This is a genomic window from Magnetospira sp. QH-2, from assembly GCF_000968135.1.
Classification (GTDB): domain Bacteria; phylum Pseudomonadota; class Alphaproteobacteria; order Rhodospirillales; family Magnetospiraceae; genus Magnetospira.
This window is the reverse complement of sequence record NZ_FO538765.1, coordinates 508,416-529,178: the sequence shown is the minus strand read 5'-3', so window position 1 is coordinate 529,178 and position 20,763 is coordinate 508,416. Positions and strand designations below refer to the sequence as shown.

Sequence of the window (20,763 nt, the reverse complement as noted above, 5' to 3'; positions counted from 1 at the left end):
TCAGCCCGGTCCTCCCATGCGTCCCCGATTGAGGATGTGGTTGGGATCGAAACTCCGCCGCACCCGCTCGGACAGAGCCGCCACCGCCGGAGCCTGAGGATGAAATACCGGCACCCTTGCCCGCACGGCCTCGTCGGCCCGGATCAGCATGGCCTGCCCACGCTCCTCGACCAGCGCGGCCCGCACGGTCTGATGGCAAGCATCGTCCGAAGAAGGCAGAGACAACCAGATCAACCCGCCGCCCCAATCCAAAAACAAGCGGGCACCGGGTATGGCCTTCAAGGCCGTGACCACGGCTGGAGCATCGCTTGGCGGCAGAGACAAACGCCAAACCTGCGTTTCGTCCCCCGCAAAGAACAGGCCGTCGCGGATTTCTTTCCAGGCCATGCGCGAGGCGGGCCCGTCGAGCACGGCCATTTGTCCATAAGGGGACGCCATCTGCCGCACCGTTGCCTGCCGGGCCTCTACCGATGGCAGAGTGCCCTCCAACCGGATCAGGGTCAGGGAGGCCGTCTCGCCGTTGTCATGCAGGCTGCTGTCCGGCCCGACCACATCGCCGGGCAGATGGGCCGCCCCGGTGGGATCCTGGGCCGACCCGAGGAGAGCGGTCATCAAAGCCACGGCGTCAGTCTCGTTCAGGCCTTTGAGCATCAGGGTGCGGCTGACTTGCGGAGCGGGCAGAACCTTGAGCGTCATCTCGGTCAGCACCACGAGAGAGCCAAAAGACCCGGCCATGAGCTTGGATAGATCAAAGCCGGTGACATTCTTCACCACCTGACCGCCGGCCTTGAAGATTTCCCCGCGGCCACTGACGCCACGCATACCCAACAGATGGTCGCGCAGAGCACCGGCCATGGGGCGACGTGGTCCCGACAGGTTGCAGGCCACCGCCCCTCCGATGGTGCCGCCACCTGCGTTGCCCCCCAACAGGGGCCCCAGGTCCGGCGGTTCAAAAGCCAGGTGTTGGTTGGCTGCCTTGAGGTGTTTCTTGATCTCAGAAAGCGATGTGCCGGCCCGCGCCGTGAGCACCAATTCCGACGGTTCATGAGAAATCACGCCGACCATTCCCCGCATATCCAGCTTGTAGGACTCAGTCAAAGGGTTTCCCAGGAGGCTTTTGCTGCCCTCGCCCAGAATTTCCAGGCTCTCGCCCTCGGCCAGCGCCCAGGCGACGGCTTGTTGGACCTGCTGTTCATTGATCGGTCGAAAGGTGGGTCCGGGCATGGGATCAGAACCTGGGAATATCGGGAAAGCGTAGCTGTCCCCGGTGCACATGCAGTTGCCCCAATTCGGCGCAACGATGCAAAATTGGGAAGACCTTGCCAGGATTCAAGCGTCCATCCGGATCAAAGGCACATTTCAGGCGTTCCTGATGGGCCAAATCATCCGGCCCGAACATCTCCGGCATCAGGTCCCGTTTTTCCAGCCCGACCCCGTGCTCGCCGGTCAGCACGCCGCCCACTTCAACGCAAAGACGCAGAATATCGGCCCCGAATTCTTCCGCCGTTTCCAGTTCACCCGGACTATTGGCATCATAAAGAATCAGCGGATGCAAATTGCCGTCTCCGGCGTGAAACACGTTGGCGAGGCGCAATCCGTGACTATCCGAGAGCTCGCCCATGCGTTTCAATACCGTGGGCAATTGGTGGCGGGGAATGGTGCCGTCCATGCAGTAATAATCCGGCGAAATAGCCCCCATGGCCGGAAAGGCCGCCTTGCGCCCGGCCCAGAATGTCTCGCGCTCGGCATCACTTTGGCTGGCCCGCAGGGTAGTGGCGCCATGGCTTTCGGCCAGCGCCTTGCAGCGTTCCAGCAGATCATCCACTTCGGCCTTGGGACCATCCAATTCGATGATCAGCAAGGCCTCGGCATCCAGGGGATAGCCTGCCGCGACAAAGGCCTCGGCGGCATGGATGGCCGGCCGGTCCATCATTTCCATGCCCGCCGGGATGATCCCATCGGCGATCACTCCGGCAACACAATCTCCCGCCCCTTCGACGCTGGGGAAGCCAACCAGCAGGGCACGGGCCACGGTGGGCTGCGGCAGAATGCGCACGGTGACCTCGGTTACCACGCCCAGCAAACCTTCCGAACCACAAACAACCCCAAGCAGATCCAAACCACCGGAGTCCAGATGCTTGCCGCCCAATCGAAGGATTTCCCCGTCATGCAGGACCATCTCCACACCAAGGATATTGTTGGTGGTCAGGCCATACTTCAGACAATGGACCCCGCCGGAATTCTCGGCCACATTACCGCCGATAGTGCAGGCAATCTGGCTCGACGGGTCGGGGGCATAATAGAATCCCCGGTCGGCCACCGCCTGGCTGAGGGCCAGATTGGTCACTCCCGGCTGCGTCACCACGCATCGGTTATCGTAGTCGGTTTCCAAAATCCGATTGAACTTGGCCATGCCGAGCGTTACCGCATCGCCTCGGGGAATGGCGCCGCCGGACAAAGACGTACCGGCTCCGCGCGGCACCACATTCACCCCGGCTTGGTGACAGGCCCGGAGCACGGCAGCCACCTGTTCGGTGGTCTCGGGCAGCACCACCACCAACGGCAATTGCCGATAGGCGGTCAGGCCGTCGCATTCATAAACCCGTAGGTCGTCCTCATCGACAATCACGCTGTCGCCCGGGAGAACCGTCCGCAATGCGGAGACGATCTCCCGCCGCCGGGCGACGATGTCCGGGTCCGGCGTGGGCAATTGCATGGAAGGGTGCTCCTGGCGGAAGATTCGTTGCGAACCATTCTAAATCCAGGAATCCGAAAACGCAAAAAACCGCGCTCGATCAGCGCGGTTTTTTTGTTCGCCGCCGGCCAGAACCGACGGTAACCCGGATCAGCCCTGGCGGGCCTTGAAACGCGGGTTGGTTTTATTGATCACGTAAACCCGACCCCGGCGGCGCACCACACGGCAGTTCTTATCGCGCAGCTTGGCGGATTTCAGAGAATTTCTAATCTTCATCGTCTTGGTCCCTTGGTCGTCCGGGCCCCCTGGACCCTTTGAATTTCGGCGCGATGGCCAATACAAAAAAGAACCGGCTCCGTCGCGAGAGCCGGGACCATAGAGGCTGCGCCCCGCCTTGTCAACGGGGCGCGCCGAAATGGTTTGAAGGGCCTTTAGCGTTGGCTCAGGCCGCTTCGCTTGCTTCTTCTCCGTCCGCGCTGGCCAGGGCTTTGATCAGGTCCAGCAGACGCTTGCGAGATTCGGTATCGGGAATGCGGTAGTAAGCGTGAACCAAGCGCAGGGTTTCAAGCCGCTCGAACAAGGCCTCGGTGCCGCCAGCGTCGGGAATAATGGGCTCACCGGCCGGAACCTGACCCGCATCGCTCGCCACATTGTCACTCATGGCCTCGAAGAAATAGGACACGGAGACATCAAGAATACGGCTGAACTCGTAGAGTCGGCTGGCGCCAATTCGGTTGGCGCCCCGCTCGTACTTCTGGATTTGCTGGAAAGTTAGCCCGACGGCCTCGCCCAGCTTCTCCTGGCTCATGCCGACAAAAATCCGCCGCTTGCGCAGTCGGCTGCCCACATGGACGTCGACAGGGCGATATCCACCAATAAGTCTTTGTTTACGCTGCTTCTTTGCCATTTTGGCCCTCAATCAAAAAATATGGGACACAAGCTTTTGACCAATCGGTCACAAGGTTGAATCCAACTTTCACCCCACCCTATACGTTAAACCAGTATATGGTGATCCAGCCCTACGGCGCAACCGGGCATACGGCGGAATTATTCCGCCCTTTTCCGCGCCATGGACACTTTGCGGCACATTCATAGAGAACGGCAAAGACCAAGGCCTGGATCATAAGTGGCATTTGATCGGCGGCCTCAGGCCATATGGAAATCCTCGCACTGGTCCCTGCTGACCCGAAACCGGTCATGATGCCGGCACCAGCCGGTGTCCGCTCGCACGGACCCATGGGCCGATGACAGGATATTCAGACCGCCGATTTCTCGCTCCAATAATGTGGGGTCATCGATGAATGAGCGGCAGTTCCCGCAGGCTGGGCTCTTCACTTCGGTCACAGCCGCGACCAGTAGCTGCCGAACACAAGCACCGATAAGACAAACCCGGCAACCACATTGACTCCCACCCCGATGCTAAAGGCGCTGAAGGCCCCCCGACTCACCGCATGCAACTCCCTGAACCGGGTGGTCAGGCCGATGGACAGGAAACAGAAGATGAATGCCCAACTGCGCAGGCTGTTGATGGGGGCCAGCAGGTTGGGCTTGACCACCTCTTCAAACTCCGATGCCGAAAAGCCGCTGGTGACGATGGTGACAAGAATGGAAGCGACGAAGAAGCCAAAGACGAACTTGGGAAACCGGCGCCAGATTTCCCCCGCATTGATCTTCGATGCACCGGGCTCCTTTTTCTCCCACACGGTGGTGGCCACCAAAGCCCAGACCATGGCCCAGATCCCGATCCACAGGTCGCGGCCAATAACCTTCATCAAGGTGAAAGCCTTCAAGGCAGCTTCTTCGTTGCCCGCCATCTTGCCGTAGGACGCGGCGGCGGCAAAACCGGCCGCATCGGCAAATTCGGACGTCCCGATCCAGGCTCCCGCCACCCCCGGATGCAGATCTAGGGCTTGCGATACGAAGGGCAAGGCAATGATCATCACCAGAGCCCAACCGACCACCAGCGTGACCGAGGCATAAACATGGTCCTTGGTTGCCCCCACGGCGGCGGCAATGGCCATGGAGGCCGAGACACCGCAGACCGATCCGCCGACACTGATCACCGCCGCAAGTCTTCGGTCCAGCCCGAACCAGCGGGTGGCGGTGAAATAGATGGTCAGGCAGGAAATCAAAGAAATAATCGTCGCCTGGCCGATGGCCACCGGCCCGGCGGTGATCACCAGGGTGATCGGGAAGGTCGCCCCCAACAATACGATACCCAGCTTGACGAAATACTCCACCCGGAAGGCTGCATCCATCCAGGCGGGAAGCCGCACCGTATTGGCCAGCACCAAGCCAACCACGAGGGCCACCAGCGGCGGCTCCAAGTTGAACTTAGCCGCGTTGACCCAGCCGCCAACAGCAAAAATTGCCATGGACAGCCCATAGATAAAGGTAAAACCGGCCAGAAATCGATCCAGTGGGATCCCCATGACCCGACAGGAGATTCCCAGAAAGGCCGCCCAGACGCTGAACTGCATCAGATAGAGACCGGCATTTTCACCGAAATGGGCGGCCAACTGTGCCCCCGTTGTCCACTTCAGTCCGCCAGGATTGATCGCCAGAGCCTTGAGGAAATCGCCATGGGAGGTGAACGTGGCCAGAGCATAAAAGACCAATGCCAAACCCAGCAGTACCGCCCACCAGTCTTCTTTGCGGAATAGGGATGGAACCGGTGACTCCCGGTGCTCTGTTTCGGCCCCTTGAGCCACCAATGGGATGGCTTTGAATCCGCTAGCCACGGCCAGTACGCCGGAAATCATCAAGACCAGTGGAATCACCCCACGGACCAGTTCCTGCACCGACCATTGCCAAGTCACCAGACCGGCCAGGCCGAGGATCGTCAATGCTGCACCGATGAGGATTGTAGGCATGAGGTCTCCGCTCCCTAGTCGGCGCGGATCCTAGCAAATGATGAGGATTGGGGGAATATGCTTTAGGTGCGTGGCGGGCTAGCGGCGATAAAATCCATCGCTTTGCCAAACAAAGACGGCCATTGCTCGGCCCAGCAACATTGGTGATCGAAGGCCTTCACCTGCCAGGTCTTCAGGGGCGCCACGGGAGCAACTCGGGCGCGGAACGCCCCCAACACGGACAGGGGCACGATTTCATCCTTGCCTCCAACAAAATGGACTTGGGGCAACCCCGCCAAACGCTCAATGCCGCTTTGCTCCATGGGATCCAACGAACCGCGCAGAGGCGATACGCGATGATGGCGAATCCAGGCTCCATGGTCGATGGGGGCGGCCACGGTGATCAATCCCCGGACCTTTGGCAGTCTTTGGGCCACGAGGGTTGCCAGCACACCTCCACCTGAATAACCAACCAGAATCACTTCCGCATTACTGCTCGCGGTATAGCGCGTGATGGCCGCCACGAAGGCGCCAACCACATCGCGAGAGAATCGCTCCGTTGTCCAATGAGACACATCGCAGGCGTTGGACGGCCCGGATTCGAGATATTGACAAGGCCGCGCCATATATAGAGACGGTCCGTCGCCACCAGCAATCGCCAAGCGCAAAGCAATGGGGTCGTCTGGAGTGGGATCCGTGGAAGGACGGCTGCGCGAAATATAGGCCACGCCATCGCCTTCGATATAGATGGTCAATGGTGCAGAATCCGCCTTCCCTCGCGCCATGCCGAAGAGTGTAAAGGATCCCCCGACAAGGGAGAGCGGTTTCCACCCTCGTTGCTGTGCTTCCTCGACCACCGCGCGCGATTGCCCGAACAAGCCACCAGCACAACCGGTCAACAGCCCAGTACAGGCACAAAAGAAGAGAGCCAGGGCAATTGCCCTGGCTCCCGATAATCTTTGGTACGGTGACAACCGTTTCTTAGAAGTCGAAACGGATCTTGGCGACGCCGCCATATTCCTTGTAGTTGTCACGCAGGAAGACATAGTTGCCTTCGAGCATACCGCTCACCCGCTTGTTCAGAGCGAAGGTCGCACCCAAGGCCACCCGGGCACCGTAGTCGCTGCTGTCCGGCTGGGTCTGGTTGGAGGCAACGGTCGGATCAGAAGACTTGGTGAAGTCATACTCGCCATTCACGCCGATGTACGGAGTAGCTTTACCCAGATTGTAGCCAACTTTTACGCCAAGTTGAGCCTGCCCCAGTTTGGTGCTTTGCTTTGCGACGGCCACGGTGGTGCCGGTGGAGCCGGTTTCGGTGAAGGCGTCGCGGTCTTCGTTGGTGTAGGAGGCACCCAGATTACCAGTCACTTCGATCTTTTTCTTGAAGGTCTTGGTGGCATTCAAGGTCAAGGAACCAAAGAAGCGATCTGCATCGGTTTCACCCTTGAAAACCTCGTTGGTGACCGAGTCGGCGCGGTCCTGATCGTAGTCGATCATCCCGTAACCAGCCGTCGCATCAATGCTGAAAACATTGTTGATCGCGAAGGACAAATACGGAGCGACGATGAAACCAGAGCTCTCAAGGTTACCACTGTTGAAGGTGGTATCAAAATCACCCATTTCGTAACCGGCGGCCAGACCCAGCAACAGGCGGTCGTTGGCCAGCTTCTTATCGATACCGACAAGAGCGGTGAAAATATGCCCGTCGAAAGCGGTGGAAGCATTGTCGTCTTCAACGGCAGTGAAGGAACCTTGCAGCCAGACGCCCATGCCGCGATTCTTGTCGCCACCGGCAAGGCCGATCTCGCCGGACTTGCCGCCCTGGCCGAGAGAAACGCTAATCGGGCGAACGTTCGCCGCTTGACGCTGGGTGGCAATACGCGAGGTGATCAGACCGACGGTCTGCGCGGTGGCGGCCCGAAGGGTTTGCACCGCGGTCACAACCGAAGCAGCCGAATTGGAGGTGTGGCCTGACGTACAATTTGCATCGTAGGTAGCACGCGAATCGGTACCGTAGATGGGAGAAGCCCCCGCAGCGTGAGACGTCCAATAGGAACCGGTGGTACCATATGTAGCGTCCGAACAGGAATAGCTCGCCATCCACGAAGGCCCGCGATCATCGCCGACATCGGCCTTGGCGCCTTGATTGATCATCGTAGCGGCACAGCCCGCCATGGCAGCGACAGTGAGTGCCCGTTTCATCATTGTTTTCATCGTCTCTCTCTCTCTTTTGCGCCTTAACCGAGGTCAAGTCGTTTCAGTGTGCCCCACAAGGCCTGTCCGAAGCCGAAAGTGCTTTCTCGCACTACGGCCTTGGCCCTCTTTGAACGAAAGTTGAGCTAGGATACCCATAGGTGCAGCACAAAACCAAGCGCGAATTCATGATCCTGAACACCCAACCATGTTTTCCGGCCACAGCGTTGCAGTTGCGCAACACACCATAACCCCCCGCAGCCACAGTACTTTTTCGTTATATAGCCGCTAGATACCCCAAATATCAGGATTGCGCATCATTCTTGGTGCATCCTTCCAAGGTGTGCAATTGACGGCATCTTTGAAGATCAAATACGAATCGCATGGCTGGATCCGTATCCAGTGGCGGTCGCGGGAGGCCAAAAGAATTTCAATTGGATATGCAACGACTGGAACAGATAAAGTAGTTGGCAGTCGTAAAGGAAGACTGCGCTACAGTGGCGTTTTCACCCCCAACCACAGGACCCGCACCGTGAACCCGACCGCCGATCAAGCCGCCCCGGACCTGCGCACCGCCATCCGTAAACAGCGTGAAATGCTGACTTCCATGATCAGCCGCGCCATGCGCAAGTTATCACGGGAATGCGTCGATGCCATGGATGACCGGGCGGCTCTTGAAGCGATTCTCCGTCGGGCACTGGACGATCTGTCAGGCTGCAAGCACCTTTATGTGCTCGATCAGGCAGGGATGCAGATCACCGATAACATCACCCGCAATGGTCCTGATCCGGTGCATTTCGGGCGCGATCGATCCAGGCGGCCCTATATGCAAGGTATCCTGGGTACCAGCAACTTCCGCCTGTCGGAAGCCTATATCAGCCGCAACGCCAAGCGGCCATCGCTGACCGCCATGCGTGTGATTCGCGACCGGGAAAGCCGCCATGTGGGTTTCTTGGGAGCTGACTACGATCTACGCGAATTGCCCGCCACCCGGGGCCTTTATAAGGAATCATCAGCTTGGAAACAGGTCAAGGGTGACCCGGCCATCCGCGGCAATCTGTTCGCCCAATACCGGGTGGAAAGCCTGGTGGACAACCATATTGATGATATCCTGCCGATGATGTCGGAACTGATCACCCACCACGGAGTGTTCCACGGCAAGCTGCATTTCTCCTCGAGCCGCGCCACGATCTGGCAGGTGGATAATCCCTTCAGCTACCGGCTACTGGATTTCGAGGACCTTATCGACCCTGATACCTGCCTGGCCTATCCCCACCGCCCTTATACGGAGAAGGCCAAGGTTCCCGAGCAAGATATTTCGGCGGTGTTCGAGATGTTTCGCGAACTGCGCTTCGCCGACGAGAACATCTACCTGCGCGCCGGATCACTCAACGTTTGCAATGGCATGGTGGGGCTGAACTTCTCCTGCGACGGCTCGCACTACATCCGATTCGATGAATTCCTGAAGAATGGACTGGCGTTTTGGTTTGGGAATCTGGGGTAAGGCTCCCCGGACCAAACAGGCACTCAAAAGGCCCGGAAACAGACGTCTCCGGGCCTTGAAACTGGTGCCCCCACACGGACTTGAACCGCGGACCTACTGATTCGGTTGTCCCGGACTTTCGCCCGGGGCCGGACTATCTCATCACCTTCGGCCGGGCCGGTCAGGTGTCGGACGCTGATGGCGTTTTACCCGGGACGCTTCCCGGACCGCCTAGTCTCTGCACGTTCCCCGAAAGATCGTCCGGGGCTTCGCTCAGGGTTGCCATTTCACAGGTTTCCCTGAATTCATCCGATTTTCGACCGCCGTTTCCGACGGAAGTTGCCTTGTCGACAAATCAGTTGCTCTACCAGCTGAGCTATAGGGGCTCAACGGGCGGACGATAGCGCGATGTCTCCAATAGCTCAATTCAAAATCAAGAGGATCAGCGGCAGCGTCACCAGGGCCGCAATGGTGGTGGCGGTGATAATGCCGGCGATCATCCGTTCGTCGCCGCCCAGGGCGCGGGCCAGGATATAGGCGTTGGGGGCGCCGGGCATGGCCCCCCAGAGCACGCAGACGGTCAGGGTCAGGCCTTCCAGCCCCAGTATGCCACCGACCGCCCAAACCAGCAGCGGCGTGAACAGCAGTTTGATCCCGGTGGTCAGGCCGACCAGGCCGCCCGCCGCGCGGACCGCCGCCAGGTTCAGACCGGCGCCCACCGCCAGCAGGGCCATGGGCAGGGCGGCGCGCGACAGGATTTCCAATCCCGGGCCAATGAAGGCTGGCAGCCCCAGCCCGCTGGCATTGAGAACCAATCCGGCGATGATGCCCAGAATCAACGGATTCTGGATCAGCGACGTGACCACCGCCTTGACGCTGGCGTCGCGACCGGAATCCGCATAGCCCACCAGCACCATCACACAGACCACGTTGATCAGTGGTATGGCGGCGGCGACGCACATGGTGGCGATGATGGTTCCCGCCTCGTCGAACAAGGCCGCCGGGACGGCCAGGGCCACATAGGTATTGAATCGCACGGCACCTTGAAATACCGATGTAAAGCCGGGCCCGTCGGTGGGCAGCGCCCGGCGAAAGGCGATCACCAGGGCCGACAGGGTCAGCACGGTGATCCAAATGGTGCCGAAGAGAGGCCAGACATTGAGCCCGCCCAGGTCCGCCCCGGCGATGCGATGTACCAGCAAGGCCGGGAAGAACAGGTAATAGACCATCTTCTCCACGGCGGGCCAGGTGCCGTCGGGTACCCACTGGCGGCTTTTCAGAAACACGCCCAAGGCAATCAGCGCGAAGATCGGAAACAGGGCCTCTAGCACCGGAATCATGACGGGGGCCCTTCAATCTCGGGCCGGGTTTTCTTGCGCCAGGCGCCGAAGATCAAGGTCAGCAGCCCGAGCAGCAATTCATCGATGAACGGGACCAGGTCCGGGATCATCAGATCGAACAGGAAAAGTCCGGCGGTCAAAAAGAACAGGCTGCGGAACTTCAAACCGCTCGCCCATTTCCAGAAGAAGTCCATGATCCAGCCTCAGTAGGCGAGAGCGTCCAGCACCCCTTGCAGGATATAGGCCGCCGCCGCCCGGTCCACAACTTTCGCCCGTTTCTTGCGGGTCAGGTCCGCCTCGTTGACCAAAATACGCTCCACGGCGGCGGTGGATAGGCGTTCATCCCAAAAGCCGATGGGCAGGTCGAATCGCTCATTCAGACTATCGGCCAAATGCCGCACCGACTGGCAACGGGGGCCTTCGGTCCCATCCATACTAACCGGCAACCCCAGCACCAAGCCGCCCACTTCGTGTTCCCGAAACAACCGTTCCAGTTCCACCACGTCTTTGCTGAGCTTGGTACGTTTGAGGGTAATCAACGGCGTGGCGATGGTCAGGGTCAGATCGGAAAGAGCCAGACCCAAGGTCTTGGTGCCCGGGTCCACACCCATCAGCCGCCGCCCGGTGGGCAGGTGCTGTTTGATATCGCGGATCTGTTCAAGGATCATGGCCGGGAGCATAGAGGCTCGCAAAGGCTTTCGCCAGGGGGTTCCGGCTCGCGACCGGGTTGCGTATCATAGACCCAGTGGCAAACGGGAAGACCGAGTCCATGACGGGGATGATTTCATTTGGCCAGGCGGTGCTTTTGGCCGTGGTATGCCTATGGAGCCTGCAGGCGTTTGCCCAGGACCCGGCTCCCGTGGTGTTCATGGAGCAGGAAATCACCCACCGCGATGGCATGTTCGTCATTTCCCAGACCGGTAACCTGCGCGCCGCGCCCAACCTGAAAGGTAAGAAGCTGGGCAAGATGACCAAAGGGGACCGGGTCAGTTCACCGGGTCACGTGAAACAAAAAAATGGAACCTGGTACGCCATTCGCCAGAATGGAAAAGACCTGGGCTTCGTATTCGAGACGCTGGTACTGCCGGTGATCGATGGCAGCCTTGCCAGTCCGCTGACCGGGGATCTGGCGGCTGGGGGGGGCGCCTGTTTCTATGAAGTCCACTACCAGGGCCGAACGGAAGTCGAAGGCGCGCCCATTCAGACCGCCGATTACGATCTGATTCTCCATTGCAGCCGAGGGGACAAACGGATCCGCACCCAGGGATTCATGTTTCTTACCGAGTCTCCTTATAATTTGTCCCGGGACCCTCTGTTTCAGATCAGCGTCGATATATTGGACATCCATAGCGACGAAGAACCGCCGTCCGTCGCCACCATCTGGAACCGGCGCGACGACAAAGTGATCTTCGAATCCATCGGGCCGGAGGTTTTTGCGAGGGAACCCGACCTCAAAGCCATACCCGCCGAGGACCTGACTCGGGCGTTGGTGGCGGCAATCGAACTGGCGACCAGTGCCTGGAATGAAAAAGTCTGGTCCTTGCTGCCGGAGAATGGCAACCCGTGACCTTGCTTGGGCTCCGGCCCGGTGATAGGGTGCGCGCCGTCTCGCCAATGTCGGTTTTTAAAGGGTTTCCACAGATGTCTTTGGATAAAGATACGGTCCGCAATATTGCCCGGTTGGCACGCATCAAAGTGCCCGAGAAAGACCTGGACGGTCTCGCTGGTGAACTGTCGCAACTGATCGACTGGGTCGAGCAACTGGGCGAGGTGGATACGGACGGGGTCGAGCCCATGACCAGCGTGGTCCATGTGACCCTGCCCCAGCGCGATGATGCGGTCACCGACGGTGGCTATCCGGATCGGGTTCTGGCCAATGCGCCGGACCGGGTCGAGAACTTCTATACCGTGCCCAAGGTGGTCGACCAATGAGCGGCAAACTCTCCGATCTGACCATTGCCGAAGCCCGCGACGGGCTGGCTTCGGGCGACTTCACTAGCGTCGAATTGACCGATGCCTGCCTCGGCGCCATGGAAGCCGGGCGGGACCTCAATGCTTTCATCACCGAGACACCGGAACTGGCCCAAGAGCGCGCCGCCGAGTCCGATGCCCGTCGCGCGGCGGGGGACATCCGGGGCGCCCTGGATGGCGTCCCCTATGCGGCCAAGGATCTCTATTGCACCGAAGGGGTCTTGAGCACCGCCGCCTCCCATATCCTGGATGGTTTCCATCCGACCTATGAATCCACCGTGACCGCCAATCTGCGCGAGGCCGGAGCGGTGATGCTGGGCAAGACCAACCTGGATGAATTCGCCATGGGCTCGGCCAATATCACTTCTTATTATGGATCGGTCAGAAACCCCTGGGGTCCCAAGGACGGCAAGGACCTGGTTCCCGGCGGCTCGTCGGGCGGCTCCGCCGCCGCCGTGGCCGGTCGCCTTGCCCCGGCAGCCACGGGCACCGACACCGGCGGCTCCATCCGCCAGCCTGCCGCCTTTTGCGGCATCGTCGGCCTGAAACCCACCTATGGGCGCTGCTCCCGCTGGGGCATCATCGCTTTTGCCTCGTCTTTGGATCAGGCCGGCCCCATGGCGCGTACGGTGCGCGACACGGCGATCATGCTCGGCGGCATGGCCTCGCACGATCCCAAGGATTCCACGTCGATCCCTATCGAGGTCCCTGATTACGAAACGGCCCTGACCGGGGATATCCGGGGCCTGCGCGTGGGCATCCCCAAGGAATACGTGGTCGACGGCATGCCCGCCGAGATCAAGACCCTTTGGGAACAAGGCGCGGACTGGCTGAAGGCCGCCGGGGCTGAGGTAGTCGAAGTCAGCCTGCCGCATACGAAATACGCCCTGCCCACCTATTATATCATCGCCCCGGCGGAGGCTTCGTCCAACCTGGCCCGCTATGACGGCGTGCGCTACGGTTTGCGGGTCCCGGGCAATAGCCTCGAAGAGATGTACGAGAACACCCGCGGAGAAGGCTTCGGACATGAAGTGCAGCGGCGGATCATGATCGGCACCTATGTGCTGTCGGCGGGCTACTACGATGCCTACTACCTGAAAGCCCAACGGGTCCGGACGCGCATCGCCCAGGATTTTACCGACGCCTTCGAGCAGGTCGATCTTCTGCTGACCCCGACGGCGCCCTCGGCGGCCTTTGCCATCGGCGACAAGGAAGACGACCCCATCGCCATGTACCTCAACGATGTCTTTACCGTGCCCACCAGCCTTGCCGGACTGCCGGGTCTGTCGTTGCCCGCCGGGCTGTCCGGCGATGGTTTGCCCTTGGGTCTGCAATTGATCGGCAAACCGTTCGACGAGACCACCTTGCTGCGCGCCGCCGGGGTGCTGGAAGAGGCGGCGGGGTTCACCCTGCTTGGATCGTGACGGTCCCACCCTTGGTCCCCTCGCCAGGCTCGGGAAGAGGTCAGAGTTCTAAAACTCGAACAGTGAGGATGATGCGAACGATTTTAATTGGTCCGATGACGATGATGTGGTTCTCATCCCTGTTGACCGTGTCAAAGAAGGTATCACGGCTCTCGAAAATCTTGTGGCCTAATCACCCGTGACGTCCCCCACCCTTCGACAGGCTCAGGGTGAGGGCCTATAACACTGTTCTTAAGAAACCCTCATCCTGAGCCTGTCGAAGGATGAGGTCGCTATTAAGAAGAAACCCTCATCCTGAGCCTGTCGAAGGGTGGGGCCGCTATTAAGAAGAAACCCTCATCCTGAGCTTGTCGAAGGATGAAGGCCGGTTCAAGGGTGGGTCCAATGGGAGCCTTCGTCTATCTTTTGCGATGCGCCGATGGAAAATACTACGTGGGAACGACGCGCAGGGGGCTGGAAGAACGGATCAACGAGCATAACCATGGGATCGGTGGCGCCTTTACCAAGGCCCGTCGCCCCGTGGAACTGGTAAAGGCGGAAGAGTTTCCGCAGATCACCGATGCCATCGCCATGGAGCGCCGATTGAAAGGCTGGAGCCGGGCGAAAAAAGAGGCCTGGGCAAGAGGAGATTTTGAGGCATTGATCGCATTGTCGAGATCGAAGGAACCGTGACGTCCCCCACCCTTCGACAGGCTCAGGGTGAGGGCCTATAACATTGTTCGTAAGAAACCCTCGTCCTTCGACAAGCTCAGGATGAGGCCGCTGCTAAGAAACCCTCATCCGGAGCCTGTCGAAGGATGAAAGCGCTATTGAGAAACCCTCATCCTGAGCTTGTCGAAGGATGAACCCGCCAGAAAGACGCAAGAGGAAGCAAGATGACCTACATCATCGAAGGCCAGACCGGAGACTGGGAAATCGTGATCGGGCTGGAAGTCCATGCCCAGGTGATTTCCGAGGCCAAGCTGTTTTCCGGCGCCGCCACGGCGTTCGGTTCGGCGCCTAATAGCCAGGTCTCCCTGGTTGATTCCGCCATGCCGGGCATGCTGCCGGTGATCAACAAGCAAAGTGTCGCCCAGGCGGTGCGGACCGGGTTGGGGCTTCAGGCCGCAATCAACCTGACCAGCGTCTTCGAGCGCAAAAACTACTTCTATGCGGATCTGCCGCAGGGCTATCAGATCAGCCAGTACCTGCATCCCATCGTCGGCGAGGGCACCATTGTCCTTGATCTGGAAGACGGCAAGACCCGCGATGTGGGCATTGAGCGTCTACACCTGGAACAAGACGCAGGCAAATCCCTGCATGACCAGGACCCCAATCGGACCTTCGTCGATCTCAACCGCTCCGGCGTGACCCTGATGGAGATCGTCTCCAAGCCCGATATCCGCAGCCCCGAAGAAGCAGGCGCCTATCTGCGCAAGCTGCGGTCCATTTTGCGTTACCTGGGCACCTGCGACGGCAACATGGAAGAAGGGTCCATGCGCTGCGACGTCAATATCTCGGTGCGACCGGTGGGCGAAACCGACCTGCGCACCCGGGCAGAGATCAAGAACGTCAATTCGGTGAAGTTCGTCATGGCGGCCATCGAGTTCGAGGCGGCGCGTCAGGTGGAGCTATACGAAGAAGGCGGCGAACCGGTGCAGGAAACCCGGCTGTTCAATGCCACCACCGGCGAGACCAAGTCCATGCGCTCCAAGGAACATGCCCACGATTACCGCTATTTCCCCGATCCGGACCTGCTGCCGGTGGTGCTGGGCGAGGATTTTGTCGCCGAGATCAAGGCCAGTTTGCCTGAACTGCCAGACCAGAAGAAGCAGCGTTTCATCGACGATTTCGGCCTGTCGCCCTACGACGCGGGGGTGCTGGTGGCGGAAAAGGAAACCGCCGACTATTACGAACAGGTGGCCGAGGGGCGCGATGCCAAGATGGCCGCCAACTGGGTGGTCACCAACCTGTTCGCGGTGCTCAACAAGCAGGGCTTGTCTATCGGCGAAAGCCCGGTCTCGGCCCAACACCTGGGCGAGTTGGTCGGATTGATCGGCGACAACACCATCTCCGGGCGCATCGCCAAGGATGTATTCGAGGCCATGGTGGAAACCGGCAAGGCCCCCGGCACGATCGTCGACGAAAAGGGCCTGAAACAGGTTTCCGATACCGGCGCCCTGGAGGCCATGGTCGATGAGGTGATCGCCGCCAACCCGGAACAGGCCGACCAGTTCCGCGGCGGCAACCAAAAGGTCACCGGCTGGTTTGTCGGCCAGATCATGAAAATGTCCAAGGGACAGGCCAACCCGGGCATGGTCAACCAGATCCTCAAGGCCAAGCTGGGCGGATAAGGAAAATTTACTTTTAAAGTGTTTTAATGCTTGACTATAGACCTTAGTTCCCCTTAAGGTCGAGTCAACGACCACCAGCCGTGCGTCCGCCCTCAACCCATAAATCATGCCATTTCATATGCATCCTGACCCCCTGGGGGGCTCGGGCCTTGCTGCGTGATCGTTCTTCGCACATTTCATGAACTTTTAGGAGGCTTTCCCATGGGAGGCTACACATCTCCGGCGGAGTCTGCTTCGCCGCAACAGGGAGGCAGTCTCGGCGCGTCGCTGCCGCCCCCTCCGTCCCCTGCGCCGTCACCCACCCCATCTTTTACCAACCAAGCGGATTTGGCGGGATTGGCGCCCTTTCAACCGGCCAAATCGACCATCACCGAGGCCCCTCTCGACCGTCCCTTGGGTCGCATGTTGGAATCGGCTGTGTCCAAGCCGCCCCCCAAGCCCTTGGAACAGACCACGACGCCCGCGCTGGATCAGGGATTCGAGGTGGAGACAGGCACCAGCGCCGAGAACCGTGACTGGATCAACAAGCAATTTGAGCAGATCCAACAGCGCAACCGGGAATCGGACAGCCGACAATCCACCGGAACAACCGAGCCGCCGACGCGAAAGACTTTAGGCCGGGAATCGGACTACGCCTGGGATCCTTCCCGTCCGACCACGGATGCGGTCTGGCAAGAGACCAAGACTCGCCCCATCGAAAAACGCTCCACCACAGACATTCTCAAGGGCGTCAACCACGAGGCCTATTGGGACTCCAATCACCCCCTGCATGGCGACATCCAAAAGAACGTCGGCGATACACTGAAGCATCACTATCCCGGCAAGGTGGACCTTTCCGGTGGCCAGTCGGCCCAGGCCCGGTCTTTCCATTTCGCGGAAACCCGCCGGGAAGAGGACCAACGGTTGGCGAAGGAGCAGGCGAAAAAGGCACCTCGGTTCCCGTCACCCCAGCCCCCACCACCCCAGTCCCCACCACCCCAGTCCCCACCACCCCAGTCCCCGCCGTCGCCGCCCATGGCGCCCATTGCCGACAGTCCTCCCGGCTATCGGCCGCCGCCGCCGACCGCCAAGGCGGATAAGCCCGTGACCCTGGCCAGCCTGGTCAAGGAGGCCAAAAAGGTAGCCAAGGGCGTGCTCGGCCCGGCCTATGGGCAACTGGAGGGCATCGCCGAAGCAATCGGCCTGGATACCCCCCAGGGTGCTGCCGAGACCCTGTCTCCCGGCGGCGATATCCAGGATATGGTCGATGGCTCACGGATCACCAGAGATGGCATCCGCGAAGGCGACTTCGGCAAGATCACCCAAGGCCTGGGCACCATGACCGGAAGCCTCATCGGCATGGCCCTGCCTGGGCGCCCGGGCCGGGCCTTCAACCAGGCAGGCGAAGCCATCCGCGAGACCGCCAGGGATATCAAGCTGCCTCATGTATCCAAGACGAAGAATCCGTTGTCAGCCGAGGAATTCGAGGCGCTTCCCGATGAGGGAACCATCGATCCCTTGCGGTTGAGGACCATGCAGAGTGATATCAAAAGGCAATTCAAAACAGGAGGACAGGTTCCCCTGGAAAACACCATCGACGATATCCGCAATGGTAAGTATACACCGCCTGTTCGAATCGTTGAAATTGATCGTAAGGTCTATACCTTGGATCATAGGCGAGTTGTCGCGTATCGGATCGCAGGACAGCCCATTCCATATCGGAAGGTATCAGCTATTGATTCTGGAATATCAGACGAAATCAAAAAGAAATTGACATCTAGAAACAGTGGAATGGCCGTTAGAATCAGAGGAGTGAAATAAAATGCAGCCAAGTAAATACCCCCAATACCTTGATTCTATGGAGGAACAGGTAAGGTCCTCAGAAGATCTTTCGAAATTTGTAGCCCTCCTTGAAGAAGGTTATCTTGCTGGCGCATGGGAAAAACAAGACATTGACGATTATCTCGGCGGCGTCCAAGGTATCCTCAACGGCCTAGAGGGTTTCTGCGCCAACAACGGATTGGAGTATCCCGAGCAGCCAACTTGGGCGTGGATGGCGAGGATCCTTCATGCCGCCTTCTTCCATAGCTAAACCACGCCCCATACGGGCGGACATCGCTGTTCGCCCCGGGGTGGGCCACTGTTCGGCCTGTCTCACAGGATCCTCGGCGCCTTAGAGTCGGACTCAGAAAGAAGCTTTCGAGTTCAATCTCTTGCTAGACGCCGGGTGAGCTGGCGTATACTGGCGATGGTAATCCAAGCGACGGCGCTTTCGATGGTCGCCTCGAAATCCTTGGCCAGTCTACGACACCGACCGAGCCAAGCGAAGGTACGCTCCACGACCCAGCGCCGGGGTAGAACCTCGAAACCGTTTGCCGCATCGGAGCGCTTGATCACTTCAATGGTCCATTGTCCGATCTTTTCCAGCGCGCCGCGCAGCTTTTGTCCAGCATAGCCTCCGTCAGCGAAGACATGGCGTAGCCAAGGGAGGCGGCTGCGAAAGGAGGCGAGGATCCCGGGAGCACCGTCGCGATCCTGGATATCCGCCTCGTGCACCATGACGGCAACCATGAAGCCTTCGGTATCGGTGACGATGTGACGCTTCCGGCCTTTGATCTTCTTGCCTGCGTCAAAGCCCCGGGGGCCGCCGCTCTCCGTGGTTTTCACGCTCTGGCTGTCGATCACTCCGGCACTTGGGGAGGCCTCCCTGCCCATCGCCTCGCGTGCCGCCATGACAAGATGATGATTGATCGTCGCCCACCGACCGTCGTCGCGCCAATCGTAAAAATATCCCTGTACCGTCGAATAGGGCGGAAAGCATTTCGGCAACAGTCGCCACTGACATCCACTCGCCGCGATATAGAGCAACGCATTGACAACCTCCCGCAAATCCGTCTCGCGTGGCCGACCCAATCGGTTCGCCTCGGGTAAATGCGGCTCGATCCATTCCCATTCCTCTTGTGTCAGGTCGCTTGCATACCGGCTGTTGTTGCGCTCATACTTGGGACGAGTGGTCTCGGTCCACATCTTGTGTCTCCTTCATTGTTTGGTCACAACGATAGAATCACAAGTGACTGATTCCACTCAACTCTTTTTCAGCCAGCCTCTTAGAGATCTGCACACTGGAAATGGCGTGTATCCCGCACCGGATCGGGCCGTCAGCTGGCTTCGCTTGGCAGCGCGGAAAGGCCACCCCGAGGCGCTCTATAACCTCGAAAAGCGCTACCTGACAGGAGACGGCCTGTCGAAGAATGAAAACTCCCATGGCGTATACCTCCTCATGGCGGCGGAAAGAAACCACGCCAATGCCCAACGGGAATTAGGTATCCTTTATCTGCAATCGAGTGAGGACACCATCCAGGTTTACAAAGCTCTTGTATGGTTGTTGCGTGCCCGTAAAAATGGCCTGGACGTGCACGACACGAGATCCAGGGTTCGGAGCAGTTGCTCGACAGCAAGCGCCGTCAATGGGCCTATGAAGAGGCTTTCGATTTTGAATTCGTTCCTTAGCGCGTGTCGGGTCCAATTGGACCCTTTTGGCACCCGCAAACGGATCGGCATGGATCACCTCCTTCCATCTGTATCGAATATCGATCAGCTGCGTTGTTATTTAGGCTCAGGACTCATAACCAGAAGATGACGGTTGCGGCGATGCAGATTGCGCTCATGAAGGTATGGGCGCAACGGTCGTAGCGGGTGGCGATACGCCGCCAGTCCTTGAGCCGACCGAACATGCGCTCGATCAAGTTTCGCTGCTTGTAGAGGGCTTTATCGTAAAGGATTTCCTCTTTGCGGTTCGAGCGACCTGGAATGCAGGGCTCGATGCCGAGATCAAGCAGGGCCTGGCGGAAACGGTCGCTGTCGTATCCCCTGTCGGCGATCAGGTCGTCGGCATCAGGGAATGCAGGGAGCATGGTGTCGGCGCCGCGATAGTCGCTGACTTGTCCTTCGGTCAGCAGCAGGATCAGGGGCTTTCCATCGGCATCGCAGGCGGCATGCAGTTTCGAATTCAGGCCGCCCTTGGTGCGCCCGATACGGCGGGGAACAGCCCCTTTTTGAGCAGGCTCGCCGCCGTCCTGTGGGCCTTGAGATGGGTGGCGTCGATCATCACCGTATGGGTGGCCGTGCTTTCGGCGGCCAGGGTGGCGAAGATCCGGTCGAACACTCCGGCCTCGCTCCAACGGACGAAGCGGTTGTACAGGGTCTTGTGCGGTCCATAGGCGACGGGCGCGTCACGCCACATCAAGCCGTGGCGAAGAACATGGATGATGCCGCTGATCACCCGCCGGTCATCGACGCGCGGGACGCCTCTTGTTTTGTTCGGCAGCAACGGTTGAAGGCGTTCGAATTGTTTGTCGGACAACCAGAAATGATGGCTCTGCATCGGCTTTCCCCTCCCTAAAATTCCAGGGAAGGGAATCATGTCCACCGACTATTGGGAATCCCTTTTATGGGTCCTGAGCCTAGGGACATCTCATTTATTAACATTGCAT

21 protein-coding genes are annotated in these 20,763 nt (G+C 59.3%); 9 read left to right on the top strand and 12 right to left on the bottom strand.

Annotated elements, in window-relative coordinates:
- The 7 genes from glcE to MGMAQ_RS02600 form a co-directional block, all read right to left on the bottom strand.
- Entirely contained in the window at nucleotides 1–1,224 is a 1,224-nt protein-coding gene (gene glcE / locus MGMAQ_RS02630; RefSeq protein ID WP_046020311.1) for a glycolate oxidase subunit GlcE, read from the bottom strand.
- A gap of 4 nt (nucleotides 1,225–1,228) precedes the next feature.
- Nucleotides 1,229–2,716 (bottom strand): FAD-linked oxidase C-terminal domain-containing protein, encoded by a 1,488-nt coding sequence (locus MGMAQ_RS02625; protein ID WP_046020310.1) that lies wholly within the window; start codon nucleotides 2,714–2,716, stop codon nucleotides 1,229–1,231.
- A gap of 129 nt (nucleotides 2,717–2,845) precedes the next feature.
- The gene (gene ykgO, locus MGMAQ_RS02620) at nucleotides 2,846–2,971 is read right to left on the bottom strand and encodes a type B 50S ribosomal protein L36 (RefSeq protein ID WP_046020309.1); all 126 of its coding nucleotides are present in this window, start codon (nucleotides 2,969–2,971) and stop codon (nucleotides 2,846–2,848) included.
- Nucleotides 2,972–3,137: 166 nt separating this feature from the next.
- A complete protein-coding gene (locus MGMAQ_RS02615; protein WP_046020308.1) occupies nucleotides 3,138–3,602 on the bottom strand; it encodes a helix-turn-helix domain-containing protein in 465 nt (154 codons plus the stop codon).
- 433 nt (nucleotides 3,603–4,035) lie between these two features.
- Nucleotides 4,036–5,568: a YeiH family protein gene (locus MGMAQ_RS02610; RefSeq protein ID WP_198409153.1), complete on the bottom strand. Its 1,533-nt coding sequence runs from the start codon at nucleotides 5,566–5,568 to the stop codon at nucleotides 4,036–4,038.
- A 62-nt stretch (nucleotides 5,569–5,630) separates the two neighbouring features.
- Nucleotides 5,631–6,302, bottom strand: a complete 672-nt coding sequence (locus MGMAQ_RS02605) for an alpha/beta fold hydrolase (protein ID WP_052716067.1) — start codon at nucleotides 6,300–6,302, stop codon at nucleotides 5,631–5,633.
- Between the two features lie 226 nt (nucleotides 6,303–6,528).
- Complete coding sequence (locus tag MGMAQ_RS02600; RefSeq protein ID WP_082085230.1) at nucleotides 6,529–7,761, bottom strand: autotransporter outer membrane beta-barrel domain-containing protein; 1,233 nt, start codon at nucleotides 7,759–7,761, stop codon at nucleotides 6,529–6,531.
- A gap of 511 nt (nucleotides 7,762–8,272) precedes the next feature.
- Between MGMAQ_RS02600 and MGMAQ_RS02595 the strand changes: the two genes are divergently transcribed.
- Nucleotides 8,273–9,244: a PDC sensor domain-containing protein gene (locus MGMAQ_RS02595; RefSeq protein WP_198409152.1), complete on the top strand. Its 972-nt coding sequence runs from the start codon at nucleotides 8,273–8,275 to the stop codon at nucleotides 9,242–9,244.
- Nucleotides 9,245–9,645: 401 nt separating this feature from the next.
- Here MGMAQ_RS02595 and MGMAQ_RS02590 read toward each other — a convergent pair whose 3' ends face one another.
- The 3 genes from MGMAQ_RS02590 to ruvX are packed head-to-tail and all read right to left on the bottom strand — an operon-like array spanning nucleotide 9,646 to nucleotide 11,231.
- Nucleotides 9,646–10,563, bottom strand: a complete 918-nt coding sequence (locus MGMAQ_RS02590; protein WP_046020306.1) for an AEC family transporter — start codon at nucleotides 10,561–10,563, stop codon at nucleotides 9,646–9,648.
- Nucleotides 10,560–10,757 carry a DUF6116 family protein gene (locus tag MGMAQ_RS02585; RefSeq protein WP_046020305.1) on the bottom strand — a complete coding sequence of 66 codons (198 nt, stop codon included), beginning with the start codon at nucleotides 10,755–10,757 and terminating at the stop codon, nucleotides 10,560–10,562. Before MGMAQ_RS02585 ends, MGMAQ_RS02590 begins: the two co-directional genes overlap by 4 nt.
- Before the next feature lie 9 nt (nucleotides 10,758–10,766).
- The gene (gene ruvX, locus MGMAQ_RS02580) at nucleotides 10,767–11,231 is read right to left on the bottom strand and encodes a Holliday junction resolvase RuvX (protein WP_046022876.1); all 465 of its coding nucleotides are present in this window, start codon (nucleotides 11,229–11,231) and stop codon (nucleotides 10,767–10,769) included.
- 101 nt (nucleotides 11,232–11,332) lie between these two features.
- On the opposite strand from ruvX, the gene MGMAQ_RS02575 reads away from it, so the two are divergent.
- From MGMAQ_RS02575 to MGMAQ_RS02545, 7 genes are all read left to right on the top strand, one after another.
- Entirely contained in the window at nucleotides 11,333–12,130 is a 798-nt protein-coding gene (locus MGMAQ_RS02575; protein WP_046020304.1) for an SH3 domain-containing protein, read from the top strand.
- Nucleotides 12,131–12,204: 74 nt separating this feature from the next.
- A complete protein-coding gene (gatC, locus tag MGMAQ_RS02570) occupies nucleotides 12,205–12,495 on the top strand; it encodes an Asp-tRNA(Asn)/Glu-tRNA(Gln) amidotransferase subunit GatC (RefSeq protein WP_046020303.1) in 291 nt (96 codons plus the stop codon).
- Nucleotides 12,492–13,958 (top strand): Asp-tRNA(Asn)/Glu-tRNA(Gln) amidotransferase subunit GatA, encoded by a 1,467-nt coding sequence (gene gatA, locus MGMAQ_RS02565; RefSeq protein WP_046020302.1) that lies wholly within the window; start codon nucleotides 12,492–12,494, stop codon nucleotides 13,956–13,958. The genes gatC and gatA overlap by 4 nt, the downstream gene beginning before the upstream one ends.
- A gap of 384 nt (nucleotides 13,959–14,342) precedes the next feature.
- Entirely contained in the window at nucleotides 14,343–14,630 is a 288-nt protein-coding gene (locus tag MGMAQ_RS02560; RefSeq protein ID WP_046020301.1) for a GIY-YIG nuclease family protein, read from the top strand.
- A 203-nt stretch (nucleotides 14,631–14,833) separates the two neighbouring features.
- Nucleotides 14,834–16,291, top strand: a complete 1,458-nt coding sequence (gene gatB / locus MGMAQ_RS02555) for an Asp-tRNA(Asn)/Glu-tRNA(Gln) amidotransferase subunit GatB (RefSeq protein WP_046020300.1) — start codon at nucleotides 14,834–14,836, stop codon at nucleotides 16,289–16,291.
- A 201-nt stretch (nucleotides 16,292–16,492) separates the two neighbouring features.
- Nucleotides 16,493–18,091, top strand: a complete 1,599-nt coding sequence (locus MGMAQ_RS20920) for a hypothetical protein (RefSeq protein WP_158498755.1) — start codon at nucleotides 16,493–16,495, stop codon at nucleotides 18,089–18,091.
- A 1-nt stretch (nucleotide 18,092) separates the two neighbouring features.
- On the top strand, nucleotides 18,093–18,362 hold the full coding sequence (locus MGMAQ_RS02545) for a hypothetical protein (RefSeq protein WP_046020298.1): 270 nt from the start codon (nucleotides 18,093–18,095) through the stop codon (nucleotides 18,360–18,362).
- Between the two features lie 113 nt (nucleotides 18,363–18,475).
- Here the strand turns inward: MGMAQ_RS02545 and MGMAQ_RS02540 are convergent, their stop codons facing one another.
- Nucleotides 18,476–19,297, bottom strand: a complete 822-nt coding sequence (locus tag MGMAQ_RS02540) for an IS5 family transposase (protein WP_046020182.1) — start codon at nucleotides 19,295–19,297, stop codon at nucleotides 18,476–18,478.
- Between the two features lie 43 nt (nucleotides 19,298–19,340).
- Between MGMAQ_RS02540 and MGMAQ_RS20615 the strand changes: the two genes are divergently transcribed.
- Nucleotides 19,341–19,910, top strand: a complete 570-nt coding sequence (locus MGMAQ_RS20615) for a tetratricopeptide repeat protein (RefSeq protein ID WP_148560808.1) — start codon at nucleotides 19,341–19,343, stop codon at nucleotides 19,908–19,910.
- Here the strand turns inward: MGMAQ_RS20615 and MGMAQ_RS20225 are convergent.
- Nucleotides 19,894–20,654, bottom strand: a protein-coding gene (locus tag MGMAQ_RS20225) for an IS5 family transposase (protein WP_148560766.1) whose coding sequence is annotated in 2 segments (ribosomal slippage) — nucleotides 19,894–20,331 and nucleotides 20,334–20,654 — 759 coding nt in all. Because the reading frame shifts where the segments join, the coding sequence is not laid out codon by codon here. The two genes, MGMAQ_RS20615 and MGMAQ_RS20225, sit on opposite strands and share 17 nt — an antisense overlap.
- Between the last annotated feature and the right edge of the window lie 109 nt (nucleotides 20,655–20,763).

Excerpts from the sequence above, each read along its gene's own strand:
- MGMAQ_RS02560 (WP_046020301.1), top strand. The coding sequence starts at position 14,343 with ATGGGAGCCTTCGTCTATCTTTTGCGATGCGCCGATGGAAAATACTAC.
- MGMAQ_RS02615 (WP_046020308.1), bottom strand. The coding sequence starts at position 3,602 with ATGGCAAAGAAGCAGCGTAAACAAAGACTTATTGGTGGATATCGCCCT.
- gatB (WP_046020300.1), top strand. The coding sequence starts at position 14,834 with ATGACCTACATCATCGAAGGCCAGACCGGAGACTGGGAAATCGTGATC.
- MGMAQ_RS02540 (WP_046020182.1), bottom strand. The coding sequence starts at position 19,297 with ATGTGGACCGAGACCACTCGTCCCAAGTATGAGCGCAACAACAGCCGG.
- gatC (WP_046020303.1), top strand. The coding sequence starts at position 12,205 with ATGTCTTTGGATAAAGATACGGTCCGCAATATTGCCCGGTTGGCACGC.
- MGMAQ_RS02545 (WP_046020298.1), top strand. The coding sequence starts at position 18,093 with ATGCAGCCAAGTAAATACCCCCAATACCTTGATTCTATGGAGGAACAG.
- MGMAQ_RS02590 (WP_046020306.1), bottom strand. The coding sequence starts at position 10,563 with ATGATTCCGGTGCTAGAGGCCCTGTTTCCGATCTTCGCGCTGATTGCC.
- MGMAQ_RS02625 (WP_046020310.1), bottom strand. The coding sequence starts at position 2,716 with ATGCAATTGCCCACGCCGGACCCGGACATCGTCGCCCGGCGGCGGGAG.
- MGMAQ_RS20920 (WP_158498755.1), top strand. The coding sequence starts at position 16,493 with ATGGGAGGCTACACATCTCCGGCGGAGTCTGCTTCGCCGCAACAGGGA.
- MGMAQ_RS02600 (WP_082085230.1), bottom strand. The coding sequence starts at position 7,761 with ATGAAAACAATGATGAAACGGGCACTCACTGTCGCTGCCATGGCGGGC.
- MGMAQ_RS02610 (WP_198409153.1), bottom strand. The coding sequence starts at position 5,568 with ATGCCTACAATCCTCATCGGTGCAGCATTGACGATCCTCGGCCTGGCC.
- MGMAQ_RS02575 (WP_046020304.1), top strand. The coding sequence starts at position 11,333 with ATGACGGGGATGATTTCATTTGGCCAGGCGGTGCTTTTGGCCGTGGTA.
- ykgO (WP_046020309.1), bottom strand. The coding sequence starts at position 2,971 with ATGAAGATTAGAAATTCTCTGAAATCCGCCAAGCTGCGCGATAAGAAC.
- gatA (WP_046020302.1), top strand. The coding sequence starts at position 12,492 with ATGAGCGGCAAACTCTCCGATCTGACCATTGCCGAAGCCCGCGACGGG.
- glcE (WP_046020311.1), bottom strand. The coding sequence starts at position 1,224 with ATGCCCGGACCCACCTTTCGACCGATCAATGAACAGCAGGTCCAACAA.
- MGMAQ_RS02585 (WP_046020305.1), bottom strand. The coding sequence starts at position 10,757 with ATGGACTTCTTCTGGAAATGGGCGAGCGGTTTGAAGTTCCGCAGCCTG.
- ruvX (WP_046022876.1), bottom strand. The coding sequence starts at position 11,231 with ATGATCCTTGAACAGATCCGCGATATCAAACAGCACCTGCCCACCGGG.